The following is a 17,002-nucleotide window of genomic DNA, read 5'->3' on the forward strand; positions in this document are numbered from 1 at the left end:
CCCACCCTGGTTACAAAACCGGGGCGGCGGCCCCCCGCGCCCCCCCCTCTTTCTTTGCCCGCAGGGCAAAGAAAAAAGCCGACCTGCAAAGGTCGGCTTTTGGTAGCGCCGGCCGTTGGCCGGCCTTTCAATCTCTCAAGCGTCAGCCGTAGCCAACCCCATCAACCCATTGGCATGGTCCCGCCACTGCGGCAGCTTGGCCAGCACGCCCGCACGCTGCAGGTAGTCCTCGTCCACCGGGTCGCCGTTGACCAGCGCCAGTGCCACGTGCACCGCACCGGTTACCCAGAAGCTGCGCGTGTTGGAGCGCTGCGGCTGCAGGTGGAAGGCCACCGCCTCGATGATCGGCATCGGCAGGCCCCACAGCCCCAGCAGGTACGCACCGGCTTCGCTGTGGCCCGGGCGCGGGTCGGCGTCGTCGGCCGGTTCGCTGCGCTCGTTGCGCACGCCCGGCAGCAGCAGGCCGATATCGGCCAGCAGTGCGGCGGTCGCGCCCAGTTCGGCGCTGGAATCGGGCAGCAGCTTGGCGGCCAGTCGCGAAGCGAGCAGCGCGCGCTGCTGCAGCGCGTTGCGTTCACCGCTGGACAGCGGCGAAGCCGAGAACACCTCGCTGGCCAGCACCAGGTCGCGCAGGGTCGACAGGCCCAGCCGGGTCACGGCGGTACGCAGGTCGGAAATGGTGCGGCCGCTGTTGAAGAACGCCGAGTTGGACAGCTGCAGCACCTTGGCCGCGATCGCCGGATCGGCCGACACCAGCTTGGAGACATCGGCCGTGTCGGTGTCGTCGTCGTGCTCCAGCGCCTGGGTCAGGCTCAGGTACAGGTGCGGCGGCGAGGGCAGCTTCTCGATGCGGCCGATGGCACTGCGCAGGCGCGCGCTGTCGAGCAGCTCGCGCAGCTCTTCCAGGCTGGTCAGCGCTTCAAGCAGCACTTCCGGTGCCAGCGGCAACGGCAGGAAACGGTGGGCAACGCCGATCAGGCGTGCCGGCGGCGGGCGGTTGCCCTGGGCCGCGTCGACCAGCGCGATGCGGATCGTCTCCGGACGCAACGTCCGGATCTGGCCCAGCAGCGTGGTCGCGTTCAGATCGGGCAGGGCAGGGCAGGCGATCACCGCATCCACCGGCGTGGACGCCACCATGTTCATGGCCGTCTGGCCATCGGGTGCCCGCAACGGCTGCCACTCTTCCCCAAGATCGGCAATGAAATCCATCAGCTCAGCCGACAGGCTGGCTTCGTCCCCAACTAGCAGAATACGCACGACACAATCCCCTGGGTGACCACGGTGAAACCCACCGTGGACGGTGTAGAAGTCGCAATGTACCCAATCCGGCGCAAACAGTGATGTGCCGCATTGTAAAAACGTGATGCCCATCGCTCCGGCGACCGGCGCCGGAGCAGGGTCATTCAGCCTCAGCTGTTGCTGGACAGGTAGCGCTGGTGCGCTTCAACCAGGATCTGCTTGGCTTCGGCGGCGCCGCCCCAGCCATCCAGCTTGACCCACTTGCCCTTCTCCAGGTCCTTGTAATGCTCGAAGAAGTGGCCGATGCGCTCCAGCCAGTGCTTGGACACCTGCTCGATGTCTTCCACGTGCGCATAGCCGCTGAACACCTTGGAGATCGGCACGGCCAAGATCTTTTCGTCGCCGCCGGCTTCGTCGCTCATCTTCAGCACGCCCACCGGACGGCAGCGCACCACCGAACCCGGGACCAGCGGCAGCGGCAGCACGACCAGCACGTCGGCCGGATCGCCGTCGCCGCACAGGGTGCTCGGCACGTAGCCGTAGTTGCAGGGGTAGCGCATCGGGGTGGAGAGGATGCGGTCGACGAAGATCGCGCCGGTTTCCTTGTCCACTTCGTACTTGACCGGCTCCGAGTCCTTCGGGATCTCGATGATGACGTTGATTTCTTCCGGCGGGTTCTTGCCGGGCGAGACGAGTTCCAGACCCATGGTGTGCTCCGAGAGGGGGGATGGCGCGATAAGACCTCCCATTTTATGCCTTTGCCGGCCAACGTGCAGGGTGGGGGCTATCCGACCCGCCGCAGTGGCGATCGCCGACCGCCACCCGCGTACCCGGCTGATCCCGCCCGGGCGTGGGTAGGCGCACGGTGGAGGTCCCTTCACGGAGCATGCCCATGACCCTTCCGCTGCCTTCCCGCCACCCCGCCAACGCCTTGGCCGCGCTGATCCTGTTGGCGCTGGCCGTTGCCGGCCCGGCCGCCGCCAGCCCGCCGCCGCCCGCGCCCCTGCACGTCGATCTGGTCGATTACCCCACGCCGCAGGCGAACTGGTCCGCCTTCCGCGAGCTGCGCCACCGTCTCGAAGCCGGGTTCGACGATGTCTGCCCCGATACCTTCTGTGAAGGCGAGTACACCGATTACCAGCCGCTGAAACTGCGCTGCTCGGTCGAACGGGCCACAGGCAGGGTCAATGTCTGCGGCTGGGCATTCGCTGCAAGCGAACTGCAGGTGGACCCGGCGACCGGCGCCCTGCAGCGGCGGCAGCCCACCTGGCTGTGCCACTTCCCGACCGGCGCGGGTACCACCGTAGCGGCGTTGCTGGCGGCACTGGACGGGCCGCAGCCGCTGTTCCAGCGGCTGCCCGGTACGGGAAAAACCGTGTTCGAGGCGCTGGGAGACTGCCTGCGCTAGCCTGCGCCCATGGACTCCCTGCTTGCCGCCGCCGCACGTGCCCTTGCCGCAGGCGACGTGCTGACCGCACTGGGCCACGTGGCCCTGCGCAGCGACCCGCCGGCACTGGCGCTGCGCGGCGTGGCCATGGCCCAGCTGGGGGAGCTGCAGCGGGCCCGGGAACTGCTGCGGCTGGCCTGGCGTGGCTTCGGCGCCGATGAAGTGCTGGCCCGGTCGCGCTGTGTCGTGGCGGAGGCGGAAGTGGGGCTGGCGCTGCGGGACCTGGCAGGTTCCGCTGCACCGCTGCAGGCCGCCGCCCACGCCCTGGAGGCGCGCGCCGACCCCCACAATGCGCTGCAGGCGTGGTTGATCCTGGCGCGCCGTTGGCTGTTGCTCGGGCGTCGGCAGGACGCGGAATCGTCTTTGGCGCAGGTGCAGGGCAGGGCGCTGACGCCCGCCCTGGCCGCCATGGCCGGGCTGACCGAAGCGGCACTGGCCGCGCGGGCGTTGCGGGTGTCCCGGGCGTCAGCAGCGCTGGATGTGGCCGCCGCCGCCGCGCAGGCATCGGGCATCGCGGCGCTGCAGGCCGAGGTGGTACAGGCCCGCATCCAGCTCACCCGGCCGGCGGCTCGCCGGGTGGCCCGCGAGGCGGCTGACCGCCTGCTGGATCTGCAGGCCGTGCAGGATCTGCTGGCCTCACCGGCCTGTGTGGTGGATGGCTGCCGGCGCGGTGTGTGGACGGGCGGGCACTGGCGCTCACTGGCACGACGGCCGGTGCTGTTTACGCTGCTGCGTGCCATCGGCCAGGCGTGGCCCGGGGATGTCGACCGCGACGTATTGATTGCCGAGGTGTTCCGCACCCGCGATGGCGACGCCAGCCACCGCGCGCGGCTGCGCGTGGAAATGGGGCGCGTCCGCGCCGCGGTGAAGGGCCTGCTGTCAGTGGAAGCGACCGCCAGCGGCTACCGGCTGGTGGCCGCGCCCGGCATCGCCGTCGTGGTGCTGGCCCCCCCGATCGAAGGTGAGCAGGGCGCCGTTGCCGCATTGCTGGCAGATGGGGCGGCCTGGTCCAGCTCGGCGCTGGCCCTGGCGCTGGGGGCCAGCCAGCGCACGGTGCAGCGCGCGCTGGCGGCGCTGGAAAGCACCGGCCAGGCCCGCGCGACCGGGCGCGGGCGCACCCAGCGCTGGTGGGCCATGCCGCTGTCCGGATTCACGACGATCTTGTTACTCCCGGCCGCGCTGCCGGGCGACTAGGGTGGTTGCCGGGCACCCCTTCCGATGTGCCAGGAGATGCTGCAATGAACACTGGAACGCTGAACCCCGCCGCCGCCCCGCGCGTGCATGACGCCGACGTGGCCCGCGAATACGGTCCCTTCGAGGGTGCCGACTGCATCCACGGCGTCAGCTTCGATGGCCGCCATGTCTGGGCCGCCACCGGCCCGGCGCTGCTGGCCTTCGACCCGGACAGCGGCACCCCGGTACGCACGCTGGCCGTGCCCTGCGATGCGGGCACCGCGTTCGACGGTACCCACCTGTACCAGATTGCCGAAGCGCGCATCGACAAGATCGACCCGCAGACCGGCAAGGTGCTGGCCTCGATTCCGGCGCCCGGCGGCGGCACCGATTCGGGTATGGCGTGGGCCGAAGGCAGCCTGTGGGTGGGGCAGTACCGCGAACGCCGCATCCACCAGGTGGACCCCACCACGGGCGAGGTGCTGCGCACGATTGAATCGGACCGCTTCGTCACCGGCGTGACCTGGGTCGATGGCCAGCTCTGGCATGGCACCGACGATGGCGAGCGCAGCGACATCCGCCGCGTGGATGCCCGCAGTGGGCAGGTGCTGGAGCAGCTGCGCATGCCCGAGGGCATGCATGTCAGCGGGCTGGAGGCCGATGGCGCGGGCCTGTTCTACGCCGGCGGCGGGCGCAGCGGCAAGGTGCGGGCGGTGCGCCGGCCGCGCACTTAACGTGACTCATTCTCATTTGAGGGGTAAGATGCCGCCGCCCCGGGCCCCCTCTGCATGTCCTCCAACGCATCCACCCTGACCGACCTGTTGATCCGCGAACGCCCGGCGCTGCTGCGTCGGGTGCAGCGGATACTGGGCAGCGACGGCAGTGCCGAAGACGTGATCCAGGCCATCTGGTTCAAGGCGCGCGGGGTGGATGCCAGCGTGACCATCGACAACCCGCGGGCCTATCTGTACCGTCTGGCCACCAACCTGGCCACCGACCAGGGCCGGGAACGCAGCCGCCAGACGCGGCTGTTGGCCGACCACTACCTGTGGGGGCCGGATGAAGTGCTGTCCACGGAAGAACAGGCCATGGCCCAGGACGAGCTGCAGCGCGTGCTCGCCGCCGCCGACCACCTTCCCGAACCGACGCGCACGATCTTCCGCCTCAACCGGTTGCAGGGGCTGACCCAGGCGGAAATTGCCCGACGCCGTGGCGTGTCGGTCACGACCGTGGAAAACCATGTACGCGCTGCGTTGCAGCGGCTGGCATGGGCGCGCAGCGGGCGGTGAGGCGCGCGGGCTTGGGGAAGTGCCGTTCCCACACGTCTTGATGGTATCGGCGCTGCCCTTCGCACCCTTGCCAGCCATGAGCCCGCACGACCTGCCTACCGACCCGACCGCGCCTACCTCGCCCGACCTGCTTGCCGAACAGGCGCAGGCATGGATCACATGGCTGGCCTCCGGCGCCGTGGACGCGCCGCGCATGCAGGCCTTCGAACACTGGCTCAGCCTGCCCGGGCACCGCCGCGCGTTCGAATACGAGCGCCAGCTGTGGCAGGCCGTGGCGCAGCCCCCGGCGGCGGCGAACCGTCCATCTGGCCGCCGTCGTCGCATGCCCCGCCTGGCCCTTGCCGCGGCCGCCGCACTGGCGCTGGTGTGGGTGTCGCCCGAAGCCTGGCTGCGTCTGCGCGCCGACCACCGCAGCAGCCACGAAGTGGTCACGCTGGCCCTGCCCGATGGCAGCCGCGCAGTGCTCGACGCCGATTCGGCGATTGCCGTGGACTACGACGACCAGCGCCGCAGCATCCGCCTGCTGCGCGGGCGCGCCTGGTTCGAAGTGGCACCCGGGCACGCGCAGCCGTTCCAGGTCACCGCACAGGGCGGCGTGGTGGAGGACATCGCCACGGCGTTCGCGGTGGCCAGCACCCCGCAGGGCGTGGACGCTGAAGTCTCGCAGGGCCAGGTGCGCGTCGCCGCCTCGCCCAATGGCGGCTGGACCTACCTGTTGGCCGGCCAGCGTGCCGGCTTCGCCCCGGGTGGCCGGGTGGTGCGCCATGACGACCTGGCCCCCGACCGCATTGCCGCATGGCGCGACGGCGAGCTGCTGCTCGATGCCACCGAAGTGGCCGACGCGGTCGCGCAGATCGCCCGCTATCGCGAAGGAGCCACCTTCGTGCGCGGCGACCTGTCGGCGCTGCCCGCCGTCAACGCCGCGCTGCGCGTGGACCAGCCCGAGCAGGCGCTGGACGCGCTGGCGATGTCGGCCGGCCTGCGTATCACCCGCCTGCCGATGGGCGTGGCGATCGTGAGCGCTACGCCCGCGCGCTGAATGCGCCTTGGGGAAGGGACCGCCCCGCACGTCTTACCCCCGAACGTACCCGCCGCCGCCACGTACTTCGCAGCGCCCGCACACTGTGCGGGGAAGCCGTGCTTTCGCGGCATCGCCTCTCAACAGGTTTCAACATGCTTCCCATTTCCCGACCGGCGCCGATGCTGCGCCCGTCCCGCCTGTGCATCGCGCTGTTGGCCGCCGGCCTGGCCTCGGCAACCGCGTTGCCCGCACTGGCCCAGTCCGGCGACACCGCCACGCAGGCCGCCACCCGCCAGTTCGATATCCCCGCCCAACCGCTGGCCGATGCGCTGCGCAGCTACATGCGCCAATCCGGCGTGCAGGTGGCCTACCCGGCCGCACTGGCCAACGGTGCAAGCTCCACCGCCGTGCACGGCGCGTTGGATGCGCAGGCCGCACTGGCGCAGCTGCTGCAGGGCAGCGGCCTGGCACCGCGCGCGTTGGGACCGGGCGCGGTGACCCTGGAGCGCGCGCCGCGCGGCCAGGGCGAAGATGGCGTGATCCACACCGGCCCGCTGCGCGTGGCCGGTGACCAGGCCAACGCGGAAGGCACCGCCGAGCGTGCGCTGGAGCAGTACCGCAGCAGCGGGTCGAGCGTGTACGTGCCACGCGCCACCATCGAGCGTTTCCGTGGCACCTCCACCGCCGATATCGTCAAGGGCGTGGTCGGCGTGACCGCCGGTGATCCGCGCACGGCAAACGCGCTGGACCTCAACATCCGCGGCATCCAGGGCCAGAGCCGCATCCCGGTGATCATCGACGGCGGGCAGTCCACCATGGACACCTACCGTGGCTATGCCGGCCAGTCGCAGCGCACCTACCTCGACCCGGACCTGATCTCCAGCCTCACCGTGACCAAGGGCCCCAGCCTGGGCGCCAATGCGTCCGGCGGCATCGGCGGCGTGGTGGAGATGGAAACGCTGAACATCGGCGACGTGCTGCGCGACGGCCAGGACGCCGGCCTGCGCGTCCGCAGCGGCGTCTCCAACGGCAGTGCGCGCGACCTCCCCGCGTACAACGGCACCCCCGGCACCGACCGCAACAGCCTCGGCGGGCAGTTCTTCAACATCGCCGGCGGCAAGCACTGGGGCCGCTTCGACCTGGTGGCCGCCTATGCCTGGCGCGATACCGGCAACTACTACTCGGGCAAGCACGGCTACGACGATTTCCCGCAGACCCGGCGCACCCTGGCACCGTTGAACCCGCCCAACACCGAAGTGTTCAACACCTCGTCCAAGTCCAATTCGGTGCTGCTCAAGGGCACCTGGCGGATCGACGACGTGCAGACGCTGGAAGCCGGCTACCGCCACTACAGCGGCAGGCAGGGTGAAATCATGGCCTCGCAGATCATCCGCGTGGACCGCGACCGCGTGCCGCAGTGGGAGCCGGGCAGCGTGGACCTGGATGCCTACAACCTGCGCTACCGCTTCAACCCGGGCAACGACATCGTCGACCTGAAGGCCAACCTCTGGTACACCGACGCCGACAGCCTGATGTACAACGGCCTGACCGGCATCACCCCGTGGTACTTCGACCGCCGCACCGAGTGGTATGACGGCCCGACCTTCAACACCGACCCCGGTTACAAGGATGCCTACCGCAACGACATGACCCAGACCCGGTTCGGCCTGGACGTGTCCAACACCACGGTGATGAGCACCGACAGCGCCGGGCTGTTCACCTTCGACTACGGGTTGTCCTTCAGCGACGAAGACGTGGGCCCGGGCGACAGCGCGCCGATCATGCACGACGACCTGGTCAACAACCGCTTCCTGCGCAATGCCACGCGCAGGGAATACAGCGCGGTGGCCTCGATGAAATGGCAGCCGGGCGAGCGCTGGGACATCCTGGTGGGTGGCCGCTTCAACCGCGTCAGCATCCACGACCGCAACCGCCTGGCCACGCCGGACACCGAAGAAGTCATCGGCCAGTACCGCTACACCCAGCTGCTCAACGGCGACCCGACGCTGCCGGCGTGGCGCGCGCAGCGCATCGCCATGCTCAACTGGTACCCGGATGCGAACGGCCAGTTCACCGAAGCCTCGCTGCTGGCATCGCCGTACAAGAAGGGCACGGTGGCCGACATCACCGGCTGGAACTTCCACGACGTCACCGAGGCCGAGGATCTGATCGTGCCGACCAGCTGGACCTGGTCGCAGCCGATCCGCCGCACCGACAACGCCTTCATGCCCACCGCCAGCGTCACCTGGCACGCCGATGAAGACACCCTGGTGTACATCAAGTACGCCGAAGGCGTGAAGCTGCCCAGCCTGTTTGAAAGCACCCTGGGCCTGTTCACCGCGGCCAAGCCGGTGGATGGCGAACTCAAGCCCGAGCGTGCCGGCACCTGGGAAGTGGGCGCCAGTACGGTGCGCCACGACCTGTTTGCCGAAGGCGACCAGGCCGCGTTCAAGCTGGCCTACTTCAACACCCGCATCGACGACCTGATTACGCGCGACTACCGCACGTTGTCGGCCGGCTACATCCGCAACATCGATCGCTTCAAGGTCTCGGGGCTGGAGTTCCAGTCCAGCTATGACGCCGGCAAGGTGTTCGCCGATCTGTCCGCGCATTACTACTTCGAAGCCAAGACCTGCGCCCCGGACATCGCCGCCGAGCGCCGTGCCTATGGGGTGCAGCGCAAGATCGAAGAACTGGCCAACACGCCGGACTGTGTGGATGGCGGTTTCGAAGGGTCCTACAGCAACACCCAGAACCCGCCGCGCTACACGGTCAACCTGACGCTGGGGTCACGGCTGCTGGACCAGCGGCTGAGCTTCGGTACCCGCGTGATCCACAACAGCGGCCCGATCAGCACGCTGGACAAGGAGTGGAACGTGGGCCTGTCGGCGATCCAGCAGCTGTACCAGCCGGCCACCATCGTGGACGTGTTCGCCAGCTGGCAGGCCAGCACGCAGCTGGCGGTCGACTTCAACGTGGACAACCTGACCGACCGCTACTATCTCGATCCGCTCGCACTGGGCGTAATGCCGGCCCCGGGCCGGATCATGCGCCTGGCCGTCACCTGGCGGTATTGATCAAAAGGGCAGGCGCGGTGGATAAACCGCCGCGCCTGCCGCGTAGTGACACGCCATGCGTGTCCCACGTAACCCAACCCTCAACGCGCAACAGAATCCGCGTGCAGCGCTTCATTGAGCTCATCCACCACGATGGCCCATTCCGCATCGGACTTCAGCTGCTCGCCTAGGAACTGTTTCTGGCTGGTGCTCCAGTACGGGGCTTCGGTCACCTTGGTATCAGCAGGCAGCTGGTGGCTGAGGATGAACTGCGCAATCGCCTCGTTGCTCGACTCCAGCCCCAGCTGTTCGAACAGGGTGGTCATGCGCGTTTCAGTGGTATCCATCATGGCAATCCTTGTAAGGCGGGTCGATGGCGCATTATCGCCAAGCCCGGGTGAGGATCACATCGCCGGAATGGGGGGGAGGGCAGCACCGGCAATCCGGGTTGGGGTAGTCTGCGCGACAGGCGTCTTATCCCTGTGCCGGGCCTTGCCCGGCGCTGCCACCTTCTTTCTGCCAGATCGCCATGAACGCCACCGATACCCTTGAAGCCACCCGCAGCCAACGCCTGAAGGCGGCCACCCGAGACAGCCACGGCGCGCTGGACAAGCGCATCATGGCCGGCGAGATCTTCGCCGACCGCGGGCGGTTCGCGCGTTTCCTGCGGGTCCAGTACCGCTTCCACCGTGATATCGATGGCCTGTACGCCAACGCCGCGCTGGATGCACTGCTACCGGACCTGGCCGAGCGTCGACGGCTGCCGCAGGTCACCCGCGACCTGCGCGATCTGGAACAGACCCTGCCGGCCCCGGTCCCACTGCGGCTGGACCCGGACCTGCCGCTGGCCGCCGCATTGGGCTGGTTGTACGTGGCTGAAGGCTCCAATCTGGGCGGCACCATCCTGTACAAGATGGCCGCGCAGCTGGGCCTGGATGCGGACTTCGGCGCCCGCCACCTGGCCGCGCATCCCGATGGCGCCGCACGCCACTGGCGCGAGTTCACCGCCGCGCTGGACAGCGTGGTGCTCACCGAGGCCGAAGAGCAGCAGATGATCGATGCGGCCAATGCCGCGTTCCGCAGCGTGCACGATCATGTGGAACTGGAATTCGCATGAACGCTGACGTGCGCGCCGGGTCACGCTGATGCGCTGGCTCTGGTTCTGCCTGGGCTGGGTGATGGTGGCGCTGGGGGTGATCGGCGCGCTGTTGCCGGTGATGCCCACCACCATCTTCCTGATCCTGGCAGTAGGCTGTTTCGCGCGCAGCTCGCCGAAGTTCGAGCGGAAGTTGCTGGAACACCCGCGCTATGGTCCATCGCTGCGCGCATGGCGAGAGCAGGGGGCGATCAGCCGCAAGGGCAAGGCCTTCGCCGCCGGGGGCATGGCCTTCGGGTTTGCGATGTTCTGCTGGGGTGCACGGCCATCGTGGCCGTTGCTGCTTGGCGTAGGCATATTTTTCGCGGCGAGCGCAGCCTACGTGCTGTCGCGCCCGGCCCCGCTGCCGTAGAGCCACGCCTTGCGTGGCTGCTCTTCGCTCCGGCACCGCGCAGGGTAGCCCCCGACCGTTGGTCGGGGGACCCGGAACCTTCTACAACAACGGCACCAGCAGCAGCGCCACGATGTTGATGATCTTGATCAGCGGATTGATCGCCGGCCCAGCGGTGTCCTTGTAGGGATCCCCCACGGTATCGCCGGTCACCGCCGCCTTGTGCGCCTCGCTGCCCTTGCCACCGAAGTGGCCATCTTCGATGTACTTCTTGGCGTTGTCCCAGGCGCCGCCGCCGGTGGTCATCGAGATCGCCACGAACAGGCCGGTCACGATGGTGCCGATCAGCAGCCCGCCCAGCGCACGCGGCCCGAGCAGCAGGCCCACCACCACCGGTACCGCCACCGGCAACAGCGACGGCACGATCATTTCGCGGATCGCCGAGCGGGTCAGCATGTCCACCGCACGGTCGTACTGCGGCTTGCCAGTGCCTTCCATGATCCCGGGAATCTCGCGGAACTGCCGCCGCACTTCCTCCACCACCGCACCGGCGGCGCGGCCCACTGCTTCCATCGCCATCGCGCCGAACAGGTAGGGGATCAACCCGCCGATCAGCAGGCCGATGATCACCGTGTGGTCGGACAGGTCGAAGGCGAACACTTCACCCGGATGCGCCGCCTGCAGGTTGTGGGTGTAATCGGCGAACAGCACCAGCGCGGCCAGCGCGGCCGAACCGATCGCATAGCCCTTGGTCACCGCCTTGGTGGTGTTGCCCACTGCATCGAGCGGGTCGGTGATGTTGCGGATCTCCGGCGGCAGCTCGGCCATTTCGGCGATGCCGCCGGCGTTGTCGGTGATCGGCCCGTACGCATCCAGCGCCACGATCATGCCGGCCATCGACAGCATCGCGGTGGCCGCGATGGCGATGCCGTACAGGCCGCCATGCAGGTGCGCCAGCCAGATCGCCAGGCAGACCGCGATCACCGGCAGCGCGGTGGACTTCATCGACACGCCCAGGCCGGCGATGATGTTGGTGCCGTGCCCGGTGGTGGAGGCCTGCGCCACGTGCTGCACCGGCTTGTACTGGGTGCCGGTGTAGTACTCGGTGATCCACACGATCAGCCCGGTCAGCACCAGCCCGATCAGCGCGCAGATGTACAGGTTCGTCGCCCCGTGCGCGTTGTCGGGCATAAGCTGCAGGGTGATCGGGTAGAAGGCGATGGCGGCCAGCACGCCCGACACGATCACGCCCTTGTACAGCGCGCCCATGATCGAACCGCCCGGCTTCACCTTGACGAACAGCGCGCCGATGATCGAGGCGATGATCGACACCCCGCCCAGCACCAGCGGATACAGGATCGCGTTGCGGCCGGCCTCGGCGATCATCAGGCTGCCCAGCAGCATGGTGGCGATCACCGTCACCGCGTAGGTTTCGAACAGGTCGGCGGCCATGCCGGCGCAGTCGCCGACGTTGTCGCCGACGTTGTCGGCAATCACCGCCGGGTTGCGCGGGTCATCCTCGGGAATGCCGGCTTCCACCTTGCCGACCAGATCGGCGCCCACGTCGGCGCCCTTGGTGAAGATGCCGCCGCCCAGCCGCGCGAAGATCGAGATCAGCGAGGAGCCGAACGCCAGCCCGACCAGCGCATGCAGCGCCGCTGCGGTATCCAGCCCCATCTTCAGCAGCAGCGCGTAGTAGCCAGCCACGCCGAGCAGGCCCAGCCCGACCACCAGCATGCCGGTGATCGCGCCACCGCGGAAGGCCACGTCCATGGCGGCGCTCAGCCCGTTGCGTGCTGCCTCTGCGGTGCGCACGTTGGCCCGCACCGACACGTTCATGCCGATGTAGCCGGCCGCACCGGACAGCACCGCACCGATCGCGAAGCCGATCGCGGTGTACCAGCTGAGGAAGATGCCGACGAGCACGAACAGCACCGCGCCGGCGATGCCGATGGTGAGGTATTGGCGGTTGAGGTAGGCGCGCGCGCCTTCCTGGATGGCGGCGGCGATTTCCTGCATGCGGGCATTGCCAGCCGGTTGCCGGAGGATCCAGCGTGCCGACACGATGCCGTAGAGAATCGCGAGAATGGCGCAGAACAGCGCCAGAGAAAGCCCATAACGTTCCAGCATGTCCCCTCCCGGGTGATGGATGGCATCCAGTTGACGGACGAACCTCACCACGCGGGGCACAACGGGCTGCAACGATGGACCAACCCGTTCAGACCGTACCCGGTCATCAAGCGTGTGGCTTTGTTCAGCAATCCTGGTGCCCCCCGAGTATGCATGCAAACGACCATCCCTGCCCACCACATGCGCCAGTACACAAGGCGAAACCCATCTGCGTGACGCACGAGGCGGTAGCCCCGGCCGTTGGCCGGATCGGCCGCCGGCGCAAACCTCCCGGCCCCCAGTGAACGGCCTTGCCATACCATTCATCCGCCGCCAGCCAACCTCCCCCCATCCCCAAGGAGGCCCCGCCCATGTCCCCCCGCCACCTCATCCTGCTGGCCCTGCTTCCCGCCTTGGCGGCCACCGCCGCCGAGACCCCCGAACGCCAGCGCCCGGTAGGCGCAGCGCAGGCAGTGAACATCACCCACACCCTGCGCCAGATCCCCGAAGCCTGCGCGCGCCTGGAAGGCACCTTCACCGGCGACGCCGCGCAGCCCTACCGCTTCGTGGTCGCCCGCACCAGCGAGCAGTGCCAGCCGCGCGCGAAGTTCGTCGAGTTCGACAAGGCGCAGCCCAGCGAAGCCAAGGGCTGGAAGCTCAACGACGTGATCCGCGTGCCCAGCGCGGCCTGTCCCGCACAGCAGGCGGTGGTGAGGGTCTGGCGCCTGCCGGTGGAACAGAAGCCGCAGCTCGACGGCCAGGGCCAGTCGCGCATCTACCTGGAAGAGGCCAAGAAGCAGGCCGCCGCCGGCCAGATTGCGAAAATTCCAATGTTCGCCGCGCAGATGACCGTGGAAGGCAAAACCTGCCCGTAACGCGCGCAATGAAAAGGCCCGGACGACAACGTCGTCCGGGCCCTGGGTGTCACCGTTGCCGGCAGTGCCGGCTCAGTTGCCCTTGCAGTCCTTCAGCCACAGCACCCGGCCGATCTGGTCGTACGATTCGACCACGCCGATCAGCGTGACCTTCTCCTTCGGGCGCAGCGCCATCGCGTAGGCGGCCTGGCTCGGCGCGAACCTGCAGCTGATGGCCACGCTCTCGAAATCGATGCCGCCTGACGGGTTGCCGCCCACGTCGAAGCCGGTGTTGTAGCCACCGCCGCTCTTGAGTACGCCGTTGACGCGGCCGGTGATGGAATACACCTTGTCCTGGTAGCGTGCTTCCATCGCCGCCGGATTGTCCTTGTGCTGCGAACGCAGCTGTGCACCCAACGCGGTGGCGGTGGTGGTCACCGTGGACGCCTTCGGGGTGGCCGCGGCCAGGTGCTCGCCAGCCTTGCCCGGCTGCACCTGGGTGAGCAGTTTGCACATTTCCGCGCGGATGCTGTCGGCCTTGGCGAAGGCGCCGGCGTTGAGCTTCAACATCAGGCTCACCGTGCCGGTACCGCCCTCGTTGCTGGCGCCAACGATCAGCGGCAGGTTCTTGTGCATGCCGGTCTGCGGCTCTTCGATCAGCATGGAGCCGTTCTCGGCATCTTCGTCGAGCACGTCCATGTTGGCGTTCTTGGCGATCACGCGCATCTGGCCGATGGCGCTCTTCACGCTCAGGCCGGGGTGGCTGACCGCAGCGGTATAGGTGGTGCCCGACAGCGGGTTGCCCTTCTTCTGGAAGGAGCTCTCGCAGGTATCGGCAAACGCCGGGGCGGCTGCGGCGAGCAGCAGCGCGGCAAACAGGGGGGTGCACTTCATCGGTACTGTCCTTGTCATCGTCCGCAGGCGCGGAGGGTGGGTCGCGGTTGCGAGGGCCGGCGTGTCCTGCCGGCCCGTGGGATTGTAGGGGGCGTTCGATGGCTGTCGCAATCGCCCCTCGCGGCCCTTATGCCTCGAACGCAGGCAGCTTCTTCTTCACCGCCACGTTCTTCAGAGTGACGTACTTCGGCAGCCCATCGGCACCATACGGCAGCGGTGCCTCGCCCTTGATCAACGGCGACAGGTAGGCGCGGGCCTTGTCTGTGATGCCGAAGCCATCGCGGCGGATGAAGCCGGCCGGCATCTTCTTCTCGTGGTTGGCCACCTTGTGCAGCGGCGCCGGTTCGATCTTCCAGCGGTACGGCGCATCGCTGCTGCGCACGATCACCGGCATCACCGCGTTCTGGCCCTTGAGCGCGTACTGCACCGCCGCCTTGCCCACCGCCTGCGCCTGTTCCCAGTCCGTCTTCGAGGCGATGTGGCGCGCCGAGCGCTGCAGGTAGTCGGGCAGGGTCCAGTGCACCTTGTAGCCCAACGTGTCCTTCACGCGCGCGGCCAGCTGCGAGGCGACCCCGCCCAGCTGGGTGTGCCCGAACGAGTCCTTGCCGCCGCCGGCATCGGCCACGAAGCGGCCATCGGCGGTCTGGATGCCTTCGGAGGCCACCACCACGCAGTGGCCCACGCGTTCCACCACCTGCTTCACCTTGGCCAGGAACGCGGCCTCGTCATAGGCGCGTTCGGGCAGCAGGATGATGTGCGGTGCCTCGTCCGGGCCGTTTCCGGCCAGCCCGGCGGCGGCCGCCAGCCAGCCCGCATGCCGGCCCATGGCCTCGTACACGAACACCTTGGTGGAGGTTTCGGCCATGGCCGCCACGTCCAGCGCCGCCTCACGCACCGACACGGCGGTGTACTTGGCCGCCGAACCGAAGCCCGGGCAGGTGTCGGTCACCGCCAGGTCGTTGTCGATGGTCTTGGGCACGCCGATGCAGGTGAGGTCGTAATCGAAGGCCTTGGCCAGCTGGGACACCTTCCAGGCGGTATCGGCCGAGTCGTTGCCGCCGTTGTAGAGGAACCAGCGCACGTCGTGGGCGCGCAGCACCGCCAGCAGGCGCTCGTAGCGGGCCCGGTCGGCCTCCAGCGACTTGAGCTTGTAACGGCAGGAGCCGAAGGCGCCGCCCGGGGTATGGGCCAGCGCGGCGATGGCCGCCGCCGACTCCTTCGAGGTGTCGATCAGCTCCTCGCGCAGCGCGCCCAGGATGCCGTTGCGCGCGGCCAAGACCTTGATTCCCTTGGCCCTGGCGGTGCTGATCACCGCCGAGGCGGTGGCGTTGATGACGGCGGTGACGCCGCCTGACTGGGCGTACAGCAGGGTACCTTTGGACATGGTGGGACCTTTGTCGGGGGGAAGGACATTGCAGGGACATTACCGGTATGAGGTAAAGTGCGCGTATTGCGGTGCAGCGTGATTGTGGACAATCCCGGGCGCGCGCCCTTCCGTTTTTTACCAAGTTGGAGTCAGGTTGATGCGATTGGTTCTGTTGGGACCGCCCGGTTCGGGCAAGGGGACGCAGGCGACGCGCCTGAAGGAACACCTGAACATTGCGCACATTTCCACCGGTGACCTGCTGCGCGCCGAAGTGGCTGCCGGCACCGAGCTGGGCAAGCAGGCCAAGGCCGTGATGGACGCCGGCAACCTGGTGTCCGATGACATCCTGCTGGGCATGCTGGAATCGCGCCTGGGCCAGGCGGATGTGGCCAATGGCTTCATCCTGGACGGTTACCCGCGCAACGTGGCCCAGGCCAACGCGCTGGACGCCGTGCTGGCCAAGATCGGCCAGCCGCTGGATGCGGTGGTGCAGCTGGATGTGCCGAGCGAACTGCTGGTCGAGCGCATTGCCGGCCGCGCCCAGGAACAGGGCCGCGCCGATGACAATCCCGAATCGGTGCGCAAGCGCCTGCAGGTCTACACCGACCAGACCGCGCCGGTGGTGGATTTCTATGCGGGCCGCGGCACCCTGGCGCGCGTTGATGGCGTGGGCGAGCTTGCCGACGTGGAAGCGCGCATCCAGGCAGCGCTCAAGCGCTGATCAACCTACACGCGCACGCCCGGTCCTTTCGGAAACCGGGCGTGCGGTGTAAGGCGTCAGCGATCGGGCTTGCTCAGAGCCCCACAATATGAGCCCCCCTGGGGATGGCCTCTTGGGGAGTAGGACCGTCGGGGGTACTGCGGCTGGCGCGGTGAATTGTGTCCGTCTTCACAGTACACCGCTATCGGGATTTCCCTGACAGCACGCGTAAAGCCGCGCGCTGTCGTCCCACAGTTTGCTGCGCAAACAGTGGGCCCCATTTTTTGCCTCCATACCCCGGCCGCGGCGCGGCCGCCCCCTGACTCAGGGGGCTATCCCCCAGATGCCTCACGTCTCCCCTTCATAG

General features: G+C 68.3%; 16 protein-coding genes. 10 read left to right on the forward strand and 6 right to left on the reverse strand.

The features are described from left to right. Window positions 1-135: 135 nt before the first annotated feature. Both QMX79_RS15245 and ppa read right to left on the reverse strand, forming a co-directional pair. On the reverse strand, window positions 136-1,257 hold the full coding sequence (locus QMX79_RS15245) for an HDOD domain-containing protein (RefSeq protein WP_093533618.1): 1,122 nt from the start codon (window positions 1,255-1,257) through the stop codon (window positions 136-138). 152 nt (window positions 1,258-1,409) lie between these two features. Further along, a complete protein-coding gene (ppa, locus tag QMX79_RS15250; RefSeq protein ID WP_068853925.1) occupies window positions 1,410-1,946 on the reverse strand; it encodes an inorganic diphosphatase in 537 nt (178 codons plus the stop codon). Window positions 1,947-2,131: 185 nt separating this feature from the next. Here ppa and QMX79_RS15255 point away from each other — a divergent pair, with 185 nt between their 5' ends. The 6 genes from QMX79_RS15255 to QMX79_RS15280 all read left to right on the forward strand — a co-directional run bounded on the left by QMX79_RS15255 (window position 2,132) and on the right by QMX79_RS15280 (window position 9,246). Then, a complete protein-coding gene (locus QMX79_RS15255) occupies window positions 2,132-2,647 on the forward strand; it encodes a hypothetical protein (RefSeq protein WP_282247480.1) in 516 nt (171 codons plus the stop codon). A gap of 9 nt (window positions 2,648-2,656) precedes the next feature. Then, window positions 2,657-3,880: a helix-turn-helix domain-containing protein gene (locus QMX79_RS15260; RefSeq protein ID WP_282247481.1), complete on the forward strand. Its 1,224-nt coding sequence runs from the start codon at window positions 2,657-2,659 to the stop codon at window positions 3,878-3,880. A 44-nt stretch (window positions 3,881-3,924) separates the two neighbouring features. Continuing rightward, window positions 3,925-4,593 carry a glutamine cyclotransferase gene (locus QMX79_RS15265; protein ID WP_282247482.1) on the forward strand — a complete coding sequence of 223 codons (669 nt, stop codon included), beginning with the start codon at window positions 3,925-3,927 and terminating at the stop codon, window positions 4,591-4,593. A 54-nt stretch (window positions 4,594-4,647) separates the two neighbouring features. Further along, complete coding sequence (locus tag QMX79_RS15270; protein WP_282247483.1) at window positions 4,648-5,148, forward strand: RNA polymerase sigma factor; 501 nt, start codon at window positions 4,648-4,650, stop codon at window positions 5,146-5,148. Between the two features lie 76 nt (window positions 5,149-5,224). Beyond that, window positions 5,225-6,187, forward strand: coding sequence for a FecR domain-containing protein (locus QMX79_RS15275; RefSeq protein WP_282247484.1), 963 nt, complete (start codon window positions 5,225-5,227; stop codon window positions 6,185-6,187). A gap of 134 nt (window positions 6,188-6,321) precedes the next feature. After that, the gene (locus QMX79_RS15280) at window positions 6,322-9,246 is read left to right on the forward strand and encodes a TonB-dependent receptor (RefSeq protein ID WP_282247485.1); all 2,925 of its coding nucleotides are present in this window, start codon (window positions 6,322-6,324) and stop codon (window positions 9,244-9,246) included. A gap of 80 nt (window positions 9,247-9,326) precedes the next feature. Here QMX79_RS15280 and QMX79_RS15285 read toward each other — a convergent pair whose 3' ends face one another. Next, a complete protein-coding gene (locus QMX79_RS15285; protein ID WP_282247486.1) occupies window positions 9,327-9,572 on the reverse strand; it encodes a DUF2789 domain-containing protein in 246 nt (81 codons plus the stop codon). 182 nt (window positions 9,573-9,754) lie between these two features. On the opposite strand from QMX79_RS15285, the gene QMX79_RS15290 reads away from it, so the two are divergent. Further along, on the forward strand, window positions 9,755-10,342 hold the full coding sequence (locus tag QMX79_RS15290; RefSeq protein ID WP_282247487.1) for a biliverdin-producing heme oxygenase: 588 nt from the start codon (window positions 9,755-9,757) through the stop codon (window positions 10,340-10,342). Window positions 10,343-10,370: 28 nt separating this feature from the next. Next, entirely contained in the window at window positions 10,371-10,733 is a 363-nt protein-coding gene (locus tag QMX79_RS15295) for a YbaN family protein (protein WP_282247488.1), read from the forward strand. Between the two features lie 81 nt (window positions 10,734-10,814). Here the strand turns inward: QMX79_RS15295 and QMX79_RS15300 are convergent, their stop codons facing one another. Beyond that, window positions 10,815-12,842 carry a sodium-translocating pyrophosphatase gene (locus QMX79_RS15300; protein WP_282247489.1) on the reverse strand — a complete coding sequence of 676 codons (2,028 nt, stop codon included), beginning with the start codon at window positions 12,840-12,842 and terminating at the stop codon, window positions 10,815-10,817. A 350-nt stretch (window positions 12,843-13,192) separates the two neighbouring features. Here QMX79_RS15300 and QMX79_RS15305 point away from each other — a divergent pair, with 350 nt between their 5' ends. Continuing rightward, entirely contained in the window at window positions 13,193-13,696 is a 504-nt protein-coding gene (locus tag QMX79_RS15305; RefSeq protein WP_282247490.1) for a hypothetical protein, read from the forward strand. A 72-nt stretch (window positions 13,697-13,768) separates the two neighbouring features. Here QMX79_RS15305 and QMX79_RS15310 read toward each other — a convergent pair whose 3' ends face one another. Further along, window positions 13,769-14,569: a hypothetical protein gene (locus QMX79_RS15310; RefSeq protein ID WP_282247491.1), complete on the reverse strand. Its 801-nt coding sequence runs from the start codon at window positions 14,567-14,569 to the stop codon at window positions 13,769-13,771. A 127-nt stretch (window positions 14,570-14,696) separates the two neighbouring features. After that, window positions 14,697-15,953, reverse strand: coding sequence for a 6-phosphofructokinase (locus tag QMX79_RS15315; protein WP_282247492.1), 1,257 nt, complete (start codon window positions 15,951-15,953; stop codon window positions 14,697-14,699). 139 nt (window positions 15,954-16,092) lie between these two features. On the opposite strand from QMX79_RS15315, the gene QMX79_RS15320 reads away from it, so the two are divergent. Continuing rightward, the gene (locus tag QMX79_RS15320) at window positions 16,093-16,656 is read left to right on the forward strand and encodes an adenylate kinase (RefSeq protein WP_068853913.1); all 564 of its coding nucleotides are present in this window, start codon (window positions 16,093-16,095) and stop codon (window positions 16,654-16,656) included. The last annotated feature ends 346 nt before the right edge of the window (window positions 16,657-17,002 follow it).

This window comes from Stenotrophomonas sp. PS02300 (assembly GCF_029959395.1).
In the GTDB taxonomy this organism is placed as follows: Bacteria; Pseudomonadota; Gammaproteobacteria; order Xanthomonadales; family Xanthomonadaceae; genus Stenotrophomonas; species Stenotrophomonas maltophilia_AD.